Consider the following 13,785-nt stretch of genomic DNA (forward strand, 5'->3'; position numbering starts at 1 on the left):
TTTCACCTATTCCTTATTTTTTGTTTATAACCACTCGTCCTTAACAACTTTTGCCCTTCTAATACTAATAAAGGGAGCATACCTAAAACTATCCAAAGGAGACATTGTGCAAGCGAAACCTGAGTAACGCCAAACAACGCTCTCAATGCTGGAATATTATGGATCACTATTTGTAATATGAAACTAATGCTTACAATAAAAAATAGACGCAGATTAGAAAATAACCCCATTTGCCAAATAGTTTTTGTTTGGCTTCGTGCTCCAAAAGATCGTAGGAGTTCAGCCGTCACTAACACTGAAAACGCAGCATCTTGAGCCTGAGTTAAATCATTATCAATTAAATATTCATAAGCAAAAACACCGAGTGTTACAGCAGCTGTTAAGCTACCAATAAATATCACTCGCTTAAAAAACAAAATATTCATCAGAGATTTTTGTGTAGCTCTGGGTGGACGATTCAAAACTTCAGGATCCGCCTTATCAGTTGCGAGAGCGATAGCCGGCAAACCATCTGTTACCAGGTTAATCCATAATAACTGTATGGGTAATAAAGGTAATGGCCAGTCGATTAAAAGAGCAATAAAAACGACCAATAGTTCTCCACTATTTCCCGCCAATAAATAAGAAAGTGTTTTGGCAATGTTGTCATAAATGGTACGACCCTCTTCTATACCAGCAACAATAGAAGTAAAATTATTGTCCATAACAATGATATCAGACGCTTCTTTAGTCACTGAGGTACCCGTTTTCCCCATTGCGATACCCACAGAAGCCTCTTTTAAAGCAGGGGCATCATTGACTCCATCTCCTGTCATTGCTACCACAACTTGTTGTCTTTTCCATGCCCGAACAATTTTTAATTTATGCTCAGCTGTTACTCGAGCATAGACTGTAATATCTTTAACACAATTATCAAACTCTTCCTCTGGCATTTTCTCAAGCTCATTACCAGTAATTAAACGCCCCCCCACATCTAAAATACCTAGCTCATTGGCAATGGCTCTTGCAGTATCAGGATGGTCACCTGTGATCATAATCGGTTTAATGCCAGCTTTTTTGCAGCGACTGACCGATTCCTTTGCAGTAGAATGTGGTGGGTCTTGTAGACCAATTAGGCCTAGGAAAATGAAATTATTTTCAATTTTTTCGTCATCTTGATCTAACAGAGCATGCTCTAATTGACGCTGACCAAATGCCAAAATACGTAATGCTTCGCTGGCCATTAATTCACAAGATTGCTTCATGTATGCTTTGTCGCTCAGTGTTAATTTTTTAATGCCTTCTTTCGTCAAAATATGAGAGCATCGCTCCAAAATAGTTTCCGGAGCCCCTTTTACAAAGGCTATAAGTTCATTTTCTTGTTGGCATATTACTGTCATGCGCTTACGTTCGGAATTAAATGGTAACTCTTTAATTCTTGGAAGCGATACTTGGTATTCACTTCTACATACATCCCGCTTTTCTGCTGCTACCAAAAGTGCAATTTCAGTTGGGTCTCCCACCATGGTTGCTTGCTTTCCTTGCCAACTAATCTCAGCATTATTGCAGACAACCATGACTCGCAGGATGGCTTGTAACAATTTGTCTTCAGAAGGACTCAACTCGTGTTGACCTTGAATTAAAAATCCTCCATTTAGGTGATAACCTTCTCCGAGAATACTATAAGTGTCACTCGCAGTAACGAGTTTTCGGGCCGTCATTTCACCCACAGTTAGCGTTCCTGTTTTATCAGTGCAAATGACTTGTAAACTGCCCAGTGTTTCTACTGCCGATAATCGTCTAACAAGCACTGCACGCCGCACCATACGCTGCACACCCAGTGCTAAAGCTACTGTAACTACGGCAGGCAGACCTTCAGGAATTGCAGCAACTGCCAGGCTCACAGAACTCATAAATAATTTAATAAGAGGGATATTACGTAAGAGACCCAAGCAAAAAATGGAAATGATAATGAAAAAACAAAACCACAATAAACGAGAGCCCACCTGATTTAATTTTTTCTGTAAAGGTGTTTCATCACTGGATGCTTCACTAAGCATCTTGGCAATACGGCCCATCTCAGTTTTCATCCCTGTGGCCACAACAATTGCTCTGCCTGTGCCATCGGCAACAGAAGTCCCCATAAACACCATATTTTTACGTTCAGCTAAAGGAGTATTCTTTGTGCAAACATTAAGATCTTTAGTAACCGGTATTGACTCTCCTGTCAGTGATGCTTCATTGACTTTGAGTGCCGACTGTTCCAAAAGACCTGCATCGGCTGCAATGAAGTCACCATTTTCAAAAACCAGGATATCACCAGGCACAACATCAGAAGCAGTAATCCTCTTCGTATATCCATCGCGCAAGACAGTCGCTTTGGGAGCAGCCATTTTCTGCAATGCATGAATGGCGCGTTCAGCTCGGTATTCCAATACAAAACCAATGATGGCATTTAAAATGACGATTGCAAAAATAGCGATAGCATCAACTGTTTCACCAAGTAACATGGAAACAATAACTGCGACCAAGAGCACCCATGTGACCAAACTACTAAATTGTTGAAGGAAAATAATAAGGGCAGATGTTTTTTTCTGTTTGGTAATTAAGTTAGGGCCAGTTTCTTTCAATCTTGATTCTGCTTCTTTTTCAGTCAGCCCCAAAATCAAATCCGTTTTAAAGTATAAAGCAATTTCCTTGGGTGTTTTTTTAAACCATTCTTCTCCCATGGCATTTATCCTTTGCTTTCGCTCATCCATTATTTTGTGAGCTTAATTCCACCAAAAGTTTTAGCGGCAAAATAAAATATATAATAAAGCCTAAAAACGTTGGTATTAACGCCCCCATCACAACGACAAGGAAATAACTACAATATAGACAATTTAACAATACTAAGTAAAGTAAATAGATTTAATAGATTACTTTCAATTATAATTATCCAAAAACAGATCAATAGCATTTTACTAAATTCCGAATTGTTTTGGAGATCTCTGTATTGTGAAAAAATTTGCCATTATTATAATTAACTTACTATTACTCAATTCATACTATTGCAATGTTTTTGCTGGAAATTCACATCATCACACGATGAAAAGCACAACATTTTCTTCTTTGCAATCAGTGAATCCCCCTACCATGCAACTGTCAATTCAAAAGATAATTGATAAAAAGGATAAGAAACTCGTCTTCATCAAGTTAACTGAAATAAAAAATAATAGACCAGTTACCTTAAGCGATCTTGTTGAAGCGCATACGCAAAAAATTCACTTACTGATTATTGATGATACTTTCAGGGACTACAGTCACGTCCATCCAATTGAAACAGCAACACCTGGTATCTACCAATTTGAATGGCAACCTATCTTCAAGAATGCCGCCTATCGGGCATGGGCTGATCTATTACCTGCTAATACAAAAACTCAGGAATATATAATTGCCGATTTTTCACCTCAAAAGAAAATAAAAAGAAAGGAAAATCACATTGATCATCGAACATCATTTGTAAGCACAGTTAATGGCTATCAATTCAAACTGTCCTTTGATAAATTGCCATTACAAGCAGGTAAGCCAGTTATGGGTAAAATTGATATTACTGATACCGAAGGAAACCCTATCCATACGTTGGAACCTGTTATGGGTGCCTATGCACATATCGTTGGTTTCAATGATGATTTTAAAACCGTTACTCACATTCATCCTATGGGGAAAGAACCTCAAAATGAAACTGAACGAGGAGGACCAGAGTTACAATTTCATATTGAACCTAATAAAGGGGGATTTATCAAAATGTTTGCTCAAGTGCAAATCAATGGAAAATCACTCTTTGCTCCTTTCGCAATTACTGTAAAGGATTGAAGTTAACGCCCAGTTAGCAGAGTATAATAGATGTTTCTATTTTTGAATTCCTGTGTTCGCTGCATTTATGTGCAGCTACTCTATAAGTGCGCTTGTTCTGTCATCCGTCCATTTTGCTTTCAGGACAATACATTGATTGAATTCTTCGACGTTTCATACCCGGTTTGTGCTCATCATATGGTAGCCAACTCCATTGTGGAGGTTCACAGTTCTTGTAAATGAAAAGCTGATTTAAATGATCAATTAATTGACTTTTGTTGCTTATTTCTGGCATTACTTGAATTGTAAATTCTGTTAGCGTCTTCTGACAGATTAAATAATCTTCAAAGCTCACCCCACTGCTTGCCATACGTTGTCGAATGACATCCGCAAAAATTGGAACCACCTCTTGTCCTTTTTTCCCATAACATACATCACCTAAACGTCCTTCAATATTCCTCAACTCCGTAAAAACATTATTTGATTTTTTAACCACTAAAACATCATCAAGCCTATAGCGAACAATTGGCTGAGTATACCTATACAAATCTGTAATAATCGGCACAAATCGGTCTTCATCCAGCCATTCCTTTTCAATAATAAGAAATTCGTCATTCATCAATAGGCGATTGGTTTTCCGTTCACTAATGGCCAAGAAACCTTCAGTGCATTGATATATTTGTGAGACTGTACAGTCAAAAACCTTTTCCAGAAACTCTTTTTCCTCCTGTTCTAGCACCTCAGCCACTGAAAATATTTTTTTTGGATTGATTTTCAGACGCTCTCTATGAAATGCAAGTATTAAAAGTACGCTGGCGGGTGCCGAGATAATACTAGGTTGGATAGTATTTAATCTCTGGATATGAGAATCAAAATCAGCTAAAAGATCAAAAAAATAGAACTGTATTGTTTTGCTTTTATTTAAAGTGGTATACAACTGGTTATTCGCTCTCAGAAAAAAAGCAATTCGCTCTTTCGAGAGCAAACCATTCGGCATGGCTTTGGCAAGGATTATTCCCGCCCAAGCATCTCTTTCCTTTGCACTAACTAAAAACAAACCCCTATTACCTGAAGTTCCTGAGGATAACCCAACAGCAATATCATTTATCATTGGAGAAAAATCTCGTGTATTTTCGGCTTGCAGAGCCACCTCTAATGCCTCATTTTTTTTGATATTGACCGTATTAATATCATCAAAATGTTCCATCATGATTTTTTTATTGATAATTGGCCAGCGTTCCAGAGGAGTATTTAGATAATCTCTATAGAATACCGATTGACTTAAACTATTTTTTACTAGTTTATTGAATTGTTTTTTTTGATGAACCTTTAATTTCTCTGGAGTATTGATAACTCTACCAAGATAAAGTGCATTGAAATAATGAAATAGAATATGCACTAACATTCAGGATTCCCAATTCTCGAACGCAGTTGCTGGCAGTGTGAAGGAATAATATCTATGGCTTTATTTCTTTGATATAATTCATGCAATTTTTGGATTGTATTTACATAGGCAGTCTTGTCGTGGTGAATCAAATACGTCAACTGACTCGGATAAATTAATTCTTTAAAAGTTTCTTGATGCCAACAACTGTCGGCAATTAAGAACGTGTCGTTAGGCGCTTTAAAATACAAACCAATTTGTCCTTTAGCATGCCCAGGTAAAGGAATAGCAATTAATGAGTCATCACCAAATACATCAAACCCTTTAGAGAAAGGCAAAAGATGCTCACCAAGTTTGATTTCATTCTCCATCAGGAATAGCCGTTCATAAAAATCTTTAGGTAATAATCCTGGTAAAAAACCATTAAATAATGCTCTCAAACCATTTTTATGTCGGATATCGTCTATCGCTTCAGGATGACATATAAATTGAGCATTAGGAAAATCGCGCAATCCACCAATATGATCAGCATGAAAATGTGAAATCACAATATAATTGATATCTTCTGGCTTGATATGAATTTCTAATAGTTGATCTTTTAAAGATTTTGCCAATGTCATAGGAGTTAAGCGACGGTACAAGGATGCGGGGAATTTTTGTGTCAAACTTGTAAATCGCTCGGAATAACCAGTATCAAATAAAATGTACCCATGGTTTTGATGTTTAATAAGAGCACAAAAAGATGGGTATTCATACTTCTTGAATCTCCCATTTTTTAAAGTCATACGCTGACAATGTTTGCAATAACCCACTTCAAATAACCGAAACTCTGTATTCATGAGCAATACCAATCAGCAAATTTTTTTATACCCTCATCGATACTACAAATGGGTTTATAACCTAGATCCCTTTTTGCCTCATCGATATTTAAGGTTTGTCCCAAGGCAAGCACCCCTACACCATAGGTTGTAATTCTTGGCTCTGTTTTAAAATGAAACATTCGATGAAAAAATTCCAAAAGTTTGGCCAATGATTGTGCACGTGCATAAGGTATGCTCTTCGTTTTCAATGGTTTTTTAAGGGCAGAAAATATCATTGAAAGAATATCAATAAAAGTCCGTGGTTCATCATTGGTGATATTATATTTTTTTCCTGAACAGTGCTTATCTGCCAAGGCAGCGAGAATCATACTTTCTACTACATTCTCTACAAAAGTAATATCAATTAAATGATTACCAGAGCCTATTATTGGAAGCACTCCACTACGCTCTGCTTTTAGTAGCCTAGGGAAAATTGCACGATCGTAGGGACCAAAAATCCCTCTGGGCCGTAGCGTAATAACATCTAATTGTCGCTCTACCCTGGCTTTATCAACAATTGATTCAGCAATTAATTTGGTTTGAACATAATAATTGACTGGTTTCGATGGCAGAGGTGAATTTTCCTTAATATTATGTTTTTCAGTAAAATCAAAATAAATACTGGGCGTGGATACATGCACAAGTCTGGCATCACTGGGAGTTGCCGCAACAACATGTTGAGTACCAATCACATTGGCTTGATAAAAATCCTTGTATTTTCCCCATGGGCTTGATAAAGCGGCACAATGAAATATGAGATTTGCATTTTGGCTTATTAAAGATAAAGAGTTCAAGTCATTTAAATCTAAAGGAATAAAAGTTGCTCCCATTTTTTTTATAATGTCGCCAAGTTGCAAATTACGCCCTAAGGCAATAACCTCATGACCCTCTTCAACTAAGCGTTTGGTAAGATTTAAGCCTAAACATCCTGTGGCTCCTGTTACGACTGAAATCATACTAATACTCCAGTATCATTCCGGCAGCAGATAGACCAGCTCCTGTTCCCAATAAATAAATCAGCTGCCCGCGCTGTAAATTTTGATTATGAGATAAGTGACACAACGCTGAAGGCATTGAAGCAGCCATTTGATTACCATGGGTAGCATAAATATCCACAAATTTATCACTGGGAATACCAAGCCTTTTACGTATATGATGCATTGCCAATAAACTGGCTTGGTGCGGAACAACCCAATTCACATCACTAAGGGTAACCCCTGCCTTGGCAAATAATTCAGTTTGCAAATCACCTATCATTTGACTAGCTAATTTAAATACACTCTTCCCATCCATTTCAAATAGACCATATTTTTTGTCGTATTCTCTCGCAGGCGGAATAAGAGTTCCTCCTGCTTTAACCTGGCAAAAGGCAGATCCTGAACTGTATGTTTTCATATGAGCTGCTAAAATTCGGCTTGAACCTTCACTTTTTTCGAGTATACATGCCGCAGCACCATCACCAAAAATTGTACAAGTTTCCATATCGTTCCAGTTAAGGCCCGTTGAAGGTATATCGCTCGATACAATTAGTATTCGATTAAATCTTCCGCCAGAGATCATATAAGAAGCAGTATCAAGTGCCGTAAGAAAACTAAGACAGGTACTATTAACATCAAAACAAGCAATTCCAGACTCTTCAAGTTCAAGCTGTTTTTGAATTAATGCCGCAGTACATGGTATAGGTTGTTCCGCAGCCCCACAGGCGCCAATAATTGCATCAATATCAGACAAAGCAATGTCTGCCTGTTGCACTGCTTGTAATGCTGCTTGACTAGCCATATAGGAAGTAGTTTCATTTGAATTGCAAAAATGTCGAGAAATTAGTCCTGATTTTTTTTGAACGCTACCCTTCGGTAAGTTAAGTTTTTTGTCCAACTCTAATGAGAACACTTTATTAGCGGGTAAATATTTTCCCATACCAATGATTTTTACTGACGTCATAGAACTGATTTGCTAAGGAGTAGATTATTTATTGTACTATAAGGCGGTTGATAATCAAAGAAAACATTTTTAGGATAGCATGAGAAATTATTGCTGTATACTTGTATAAATGATAATCTACCTGTTCTTCTATGATGCCTGAAAAAGCGTATGAGAATTCTGACAGTACTGGATAGCTATCCCCCAGACTTGAATGGTGGAGCTTATTTTACTCACCGTCTGGCAAAGTCCTTACAAGGCAAAGGACATGAAGTTCTCGTTATATGTCCCTCTCGAAGCTTAAAACAAGGTTATACAAGCTATGATGGAGTCAATCTCTACGGAGTACGCTCCTGGCCTGCTGTTGGATACAAAAATTTTCGAGTTTGCTGGCCTATCTTCATTAAGAAAGGCATTTTAAAGACAATAGAGACTTTTAAACCTGATGTCGTTCACCTGCAGGGTAAATTTTTCTTGGGTGGAATTTGTTATCGTGCTTGTCTTAAAGCTGGAATTCCTTTGATGGCCACTAATCATTTTATGCCTGAAAATTTTTTCCACTACACTCGTCTTCCTAAACGTTTTGAAAAATGGTTTCATCGCACCACCTGGAAGATTGTGGTTGATATGCTAACCCAGGTAATGATAGTAACTACTCCTACCCATACAGCAGCCAACTTACTTAAAACAGTCCATTTACAAAAAACAATTCATGTGATTTCTTGTGGAGTTGATCGGCAAAAGTTTCAGCCCAAACAAGATGCCAACATTATTAGGCAACGCTATAAAATTCCTCACAAACCTGTTCTTCTATATACTGGTCGTTTGGATAAAGAAAAAAATCTGGCAATTGCTATTCAGGCATTTCATAAAGCAAGACAATCTGTTGATGCGCACTTTGTATTAACTGGTCGTGGTGCAGAGCTACAGTCCCTGCAAGCTCTGGTTCATAATCTGAATCTTGTGGAGCACGTCACCTTCACAGGCTATTTATCAGATGAAGAATACCCATTAGTGTATGGTCTCGCCAATTGTTTTGTGAATCCTGGAATTGCTGAATTGCAAAGTATTGTCGCACTGGAAGCAATCGCGTCAGGACTGCCTCTCCTTGCTGCAAATGCCATGGCTTTACCTGAGTTGGTTAAAGAAGGAGTAAATGGCTATCTCTTTGAACCTGAAGATATTGAGACATTATCCCATTATATGATCAAAATCCTTGGTGATCAGGTTATTAGTACACAAATGGGGATAGAAAGTAGAAAATTGTCTGAAGAGCATGATATCCAGCGAACCACCGAACAATATGAGAAAATCTACCATGCCATGGTGAAATCATGAAAGCTATTACGAATCGCTACCAAATTCTTTATCAAGAAAGATATTTTATAAGAAGCTTGGTAAGTGGAATTTTTTTGCTTATCACGAGCTTCCTCATTATGAATTTTGCAGGAAATTATGCGTCTCTGATGGCAGGTAGCCCAGTAAATGATTTAATTCTAGATAACTTGCCACTTCGTGACGTCACTTTTTTTCACGTGCATATAGCAATTATTTTCTGGACAATTTTCACTATTTTTATTCTATTACAACCTGCATATCTTCCTTTTGTTACTAAAAGTGCCGCCCTATTTATATTAATTCGCTGCGCCTTTATCAGTATGACCCATCTAGGACCACCCCCTAATCAACTGGTGATTCCCGATAATTTTTCTTCATTTGTTTTGTTTAATGGAGACTTGTTTTTTTCCGGGCATGTTGGTGGGCCATTTTTAATGATGCTAATTTTTTGGAAAAATCCCTCATTCCGTTATTTTTGCCTTATAACATCCATTGTTTTTGCTTATACAGTATTGGCGGGGCATATTCATTACAGTATTGATGTCTTTGCAGCCCCATTTATTACTTATGGAATCTTTCACATAAGCCAGTTTCTTTTCACATCAGATTACCAACGACTTCTATACGAGTTAAAAAGAGAACCAATTCTGTAGATACTATAATAATAACAGCCTATCCAATATTATCCATAGCTTGAAAAATACATTAGCAACTCATCTATTTCCAGTAATCAAGTCAGGATGTAATCAAGTAACACTTCAACAGGATGCTGGACTTTCAAGCCTGTAAATCGTTTCACTTGAGCACGGCAAGAATAACCGTCAACTAAAACATTTGAAGAATGAGTATTGTCTTTAAAATAATTTTTCCATGATAAATCAAACAAACCACGTGATTCGAATTGATGGATTGATTCGTGTCCATAGGATCCAGCCATACCACAACATCCAATTTTTTCGGTAGTCAAAGTCAATCCAAAAAACTTAAAGACTTGCTCCCATTGTTCAAGTGCTGCACTGCAATTTGCCTGTTCAGTGCAATGACTGAGTAATTGATAACCTTTAAGATTTTCATTAATTTTTATTGGGATTTCTTTTGCTTTTTGACTGGTTAGTGTTTCAGATAGCCACTCTTGAATCAACAATATTTTGCTGCATTCACTTCCTTGCAAATACTCTGGATATTCATATCGATAAGTTAAGACCATCGTAGGATCAAGACCAATCATAGTTAACTCATAATCAGATATTTTTTGAAACATGATCGCATTTTTTCTTGCAAGTTTTACAAATGATTTAAGCATTCCTGTGACGTGCAAGGTTTTGCCATTTTCAAACCACGGTAACACGTAAACATTAAAGCCCAATTTTTTTATTAATAAACAGACCTTAGTCACAAGCTCTGCCTCATAAAAGCTGGTCACCCAGTCCTGTACATAAATTATTGATTTCTCTTTGGAAGGCAAATGATTCAAATCCAGCCATGGAATGTTCTCTTTTTTTAAGAGCGATTTAAGATTAGGACTACTGAACAAGGGAGGATCAACAAACCCAATATACTTGTCTAAAAACCTCATCACCCATTTATTAGAGAGAATGAAATTATTTAATCTTGGAAACAGACTTTGCAAATAGCCTATGCGCTCACTATATGCGATAAGAAGATCTTTTAAGGAACGAGAGTATCTTGTGTGGTATGCCTGCAAGAATTTTGCTTTAAAAGAAGGCACATTAACATTAACTGGACATTGGGATTTGCATGCTTGACATCCTAAACACCCTTCCATTGCAGTATACACTTCATGAGAAAAATCATATTGACCACGATGTTTTTTAAAAGTGTTGATTTGTCTTGTCAATGGCCAACATGACTCATGATTTCCTGGAAAAGTACTTAATTGTCTTAACCATTCTCTAACCAAACTGGCTCTTCCTTTGGGAGAGTGGATACGATTTCGGGTAATTTTGTAGGAAGGACACATAACATCTTGAAATTTAAAATCAAAGCAGGCTCCATTCCCATTACAGCTTAAGGGTAACTGATAAGTATCTCTGTATTGATTATTAATTTGACTATCTGCAGCAGCCCGCATTTTTTCTGAACGGATGTTAACAAGAGGATCACTATTATCAAGAGGAATGGCTATTTTTCCAGGATTTAATTGATTATGAGGATCGCAGCTGGTCTTAATTTTTCTGAGTTCGGTATAAAGTTCTTCCCCAAAAAACATCGGTACAAATTCACTTCGAAATCCTTTTCCATGTTCACCCCATAACACGCCACCATATTTCTGGGTTAGTTTTGCTACTTTTTCTATTATTTCATAATAAATTTGTCTGTCTTTTTCATCCATCAAGTTAAATTCAGGTCGAACGTGTAAACAGCCAACATCAATATGCCCAAACATCCCATAAGCCAGACCATAAGAATCCAATAATTCTCTGAATTCCCTAACATAGTCAGCTAAATGTTCAGGTGGTACAACAGTATCTTCAACTCCTGAGATTGGTTTTCGTGCTCCTTTTACTTTCCCTAATAAACCTACACTGCGTTTTCTGAGCTCCCAAAGATTCTGAATATCCTCATTATCAGTTACAAAATGGAAATCATAGTCTTTTAAAGTGTTCTTTAAAGATTTTTCGTATTGCGATATTATTTTTTCATCATGCGCTACAAATTCAATCAAGTTGACCGCATCAACCTTGTTGTTATCCTTAGAATTCAGAAAAGACTCAAGACTATGATAAATAATATCGGTCTTAGCTAAATTCAAAATAGTCCCATCCATTGTTTCAATAGCTTCTGGTTCCAATGCAACCAAATGCTTGGCATGATCAAGTGCGTCACTAAATGAGGGATACAAGACAACAAATAGACATTTATATTTTGGTATTTTGGTTAATTTCAATTTGATTTTAGTGACATAAGCTAATGTTCCTTCAGAGCCAGTTAAAGCATAATTAGCGTTAAATCGCTTCCGATCCTCGGAATAAATTTTCGCTAAATTATATCCAGTCACAAATCTATGTAGTTTAGGTAACTTATTGTCAATTGTTTTCCGGTGATCTTGAACTGATTTCTCCAATTGTTTATAAAATTGTCCAACGTTTCCTGGCAATTTTTTTATCTCCTCCAAAAAACTGACTTCTATTTCTTCGCTCGTATGGATTTGCCCATCTAAATAAACTGCAGTAATTGCCAATACATGCTGACTGGTTTTTCCATATAATCTTGAGCCTTTGCCACTGGCATCCGTATTAACCATGCCACCAATCGTCGCACGATTACTTGGGGACAAGGTAGGAGCAAAAAAACAACCGTATTGCTTTAAGTAGTCATTCAATTGATCAAGAACTACGCCTGATTCCACTAGTACCCAATTTTCATCAAGATTGATTTCAAGAATGTGATTCATGTGGCGAGAACAATCTATGATTACACCTGCGCTTAATGATTGACCATTAGTCCCAGTACCCCCACCTCTTGGAGCAAAAGATAAATCCCGAAATTGCTCAACACTAGCCAGTTTAAAAATAAGGGATATATCATTTTCAGTTTTAGGAAAAATGATGGCTTCAGGAAGTACTTGATAGACACTATTATCAGTTGATAAAACAATGCGGCTACTTAAGGCTTCATCTATTTCACCCTGAAAACCAGATAATTTTTCAAGTTCCTGTAAAAAGTCTCTAATTTTGCTGGAAACTGCCATGGAACAGGTCAGACGAGGAATCATGATTTTGCCTTAGCTTTTTTAATCCGTTAATTGTTTTTATTATAGTCTATTAGAAATTTGGCCTTAAATCATAAGTAATTTGGTGATAAATAATGATATTAGGATCAGAAAAAATATCTTTTTTAGTCTAAATTAAAGAAATACAGATCTCTTTTTTAAAGGACTAGAACAATGAGCAAAATGACTGAGGATATTCTTACTGAAGAGCAAAAACACATGGTTCAAGTATGGGAAAATCATACTCGCTATGAATTTGAAACCAAAAGTGTTGAAGATACCATGAGAACTATGGAGGACAATCCTTATGTCAATAATGTACCGACTATGACAGGGGGATTTGGAAAGGAAGGAGTCAAATATTTTTACAGCAAATTATTTATCCCTCAAAAACCCGATGATACTGAAGTAGAGCTTATCTCCAGAACAATAGGTACCCATCAAATCGTAGATGAGCTCATTTTCAAATTTACTCACAATATTCAGATGGATTGGATGTTAAATGGAATTGAACCTACCGGAAAACGAGTAGAAATCCCTTTGGTTGCAATTGTTGGATTTCATAATGGAAAAATCATCAGTGAACATATTTATTGGGATCAAGCCTCAATTCTTGTACAAATCGGCTTACTCAGTTCAGATAAACTACCCGTGTATGGGATTGAAATAACCCATAAGCTAAGAGAGCTTAAATCACGAAACCAAACTCAAATAAACAATTAAACTCCTGTTTCTAA

At 36.9% G+C, this 13,785-nt stretch carries 10 protein-coding genes; 4 read left to right on the plus strand and 6 right to left on the minus strand.

The genetic code is table 11. From position 1 onward, the window contains the following. Nucleotides 1–2: 2 nt before the first annotated feature. Nucleotides 3–2,708: a cation-translocating P-type ATPase gene (locus ACZ5EK_RS08535; RefSeq protein ID WP_464429061.1), complete on the minus strand. Its 2,706-nt coding sequence runs from the start codon at nucleotides 2,706–2,708 to the stop codon at nucleotides 3–5. Nucleotides 2,709–2,976: 268 nt separating this feature from the next. On the opposite strand from ACZ5EK_RS08535, the gene ACZ5EK_RS08540 reads away from it, so the two are divergent. Beyond that, nucleotides 2,977–3,834, plus strand: coding sequence for a hypothetical protein (locus ACZ5EK_RS08540; RefSeq protein WP_464429062.1), 858 nt, complete (start codon nucleotides 2,977–2,979; stop codon nucleotides 3,832–3,834). Nucleotides 3,835–3,934: 100 nt separating this feature from the next. Here ACZ5EK_RS08540 and ACZ5EK_RS08545 read toward each other — a convergent pair whose 3' ends face one another. The 4 genes from ACZ5EK_RS08545 to ACZ5EK_RS08560 are packed head-to-tail and all read right to left on the minus strand — an operon-like array spanning nucleotide 3,935 to nucleotide 7,998. Next, complete coding sequence (locus ACZ5EK_RS08545; protein ID WP_464429064.1) at nucleotides 3,935–5,218, minus strand: F390 synthetase-related protein; 1,284 nt, start codon at nucleotides 5,216–5,218, stop codon at nucleotides 3,935–3,937. Then, complete coding sequence (locus tag ACZ5EK_RS08550) at nucleotides 5,212–6,036, minus strand: MBL fold metallo-hydrolase (RefSeq protein ID WP_464429065.1); 825 nt, start codon at nucleotides 6,034–6,036, stop codon at nucleotides 5,212–5,214. Before ACZ5EK_RS08550 ends, ACZ5EK_RS08545 begins: the two co-directional genes overlap by 7 nt. Continuing rightward, a complete protein-coding gene (locus ACZ5EK_RS08555; RefSeq protein ID WP_464429067.1) occupies nucleotides 6,033–7,013 on the minus strand; it encodes an NAD-dependent epimerase/dehydratase family protein in 981 nt (326 codons plus the stop codon). Before ACZ5EK_RS08555 ends, ACZ5EK_RS08550 begins: the two co-directional genes overlap by 4 nt. A 1-nt stretch (nucleotide 7,014) precedes the next feature. Next, on the minus strand, nucleotides 7,015–7,998 hold the full coding sequence (locus ACZ5EK_RS08560; protein ID WP_464429069.1) for a beta-ketoacyl-ACP synthase III: 984 nt from the start codon (nucleotides 7,996–7,998) through the stop codon (nucleotides 7,015–7,017). A gap of 150 nt (nucleotides 7,999–8,148) precedes the next feature. On the opposite strand from ACZ5EK_RS08560, the gene ACZ5EK_RS08565 reads away from it, so the two are divergent. Next, nucleotides 8,149–9,315, plus strand: coding sequence for a glycosyltransferase family 4 protein (locus tag ACZ5EK_RS08565; RefSeq protein ID WP_464429070.1), 1,167 nt, complete (start codon nucleotides 8,149–8,151; stop codon nucleotides 9,313–9,315). Further along, complete coding sequence (locus ACZ5EK_RS08570) at nucleotides 9,312–9,968, plus strand: phosphatase PAP2-related protein (RefSeq protein ID WP_464429071.1); 657 nt, start codon at nucleotides 9,312–9,314, stop codon at nucleotides 9,966–9,968. The genes ACZ5EK_RS08565 and ACZ5EK_RS08570 overlap by 4 nt, the downstream gene beginning before the upstream one ends. A gap of 77 nt (nucleotides 9,969–10,045) precedes the next feature. Here the strand turns inward: ACZ5EK_RS08570 and ACZ5EK_RS08575 are convergent, their stop codons facing one another. Continuing rightward, nucleotides 10,046–13,051 carry an FAD-binding and (Fe-S)-binding domain-containing protein gene (locus tag ACZ5EK_RS08575; protein ID WP_464429073.1) on the minus strand — a complete coding sequence of 1,002 codons (3,006 nt, stop codon included), beginning with the start codon at nucleotides 13,049–13,051 and terminating at the stop codon, nucleotides 10,046–10,048. Nucleotides 13,052–13,222: 171 nt separating this feature from the next. On the opposite strand from ACZ5EK_RS08575, the gene ACZ5EK_RS08580 reads away from it, so the two are divergent. Beyond that, the gene (locus tag ACZ5EK_RS08580; RefSeq protein ID WP_464429075.1) at nucleotides 13,223–13,771 is read left to right on the plus strand and encodes an ester cyclase; all 549 of its coding nucleotides are present in this window, start codon (nucleotides 13,223–13,225) and stop codon (nucleotides 13,769–13,771) included. Nucleotides 13,772–13,785 lie beyond the last annotated feature (14 nt).

Source organism: Legionella sp. JM-2024, assembly GCF_055389095.1.

Excerpts from the sequence above, each read along its gene's own strand:
- ACZ5EK_RS08535 (WP_464429061.1), bottom strand. The coding sequence starts at position 2,708 with ATGGGAGAAGAATGGTTTAAAAAAACACCCAAGGAAATTGCTTTATAC.
- ACZ5EK_RS08545 (WP_464429064.1), bottom strand. The coding sequence starts at position 5,218 with ATGTTAGTGCATATTCTATTTCATTATTTCAATGCACTTTATCTTGGT.
- ACZ5EK_RS08550 (WP_464429065.1), bottom strand. The coding sequence starts at position 6,036 with ATGAATACAGAGTTTCGGTTATTTGAAGTGGGTTATTGCAAACATTGT.
- ACZ5EK_RS08555 (WP_464429067.1), bottom strand. The coding sequence starts at position 7,013 with ATGATTTCAGTCGTAACAGGAGCCACAGGATGTTTAGGCTTAAATCTT.
- ACZ5EK_RS08560 (WP_464429069.1), bottom strand. The coding sequence starts at position 7,998 with ATGACGTCAGTAAAAATCATTGGTATGGGAAAATATTTACCCGCTAAT.
- ACZ5EK_RS08565 (WP_464429070.1), top strand. The coding sequence starts at position 8,149 with ATGAGAATTCTGACAGTACTGGATAGCTATCCCCCAGACTTGAATGGT.
- ACZ5EK_RS08570 (WP_464429071.1), top strand. The coding sequence starts at position 9,312 with ATGAAAGCTATTACGAATCGCTACCAAATTCTTTATCAAGAAAGATAT.
- ACZ5EK_RS08575 (WP_464429073.1), bottom strand. The coding sequence starts at position 13,051 with ATGATTCCTCGTCTGACCTGTTCCATGGCAGTTTCCAGCAAAATTAGA.
- ACZ5EK_RS08580 (WP_464429075.1), top strand. The coding sequence starts at position 13,223 with ATGAGCAAAATGACTGAGGATATTCTTACTGAAGAGCAAAAACACATG.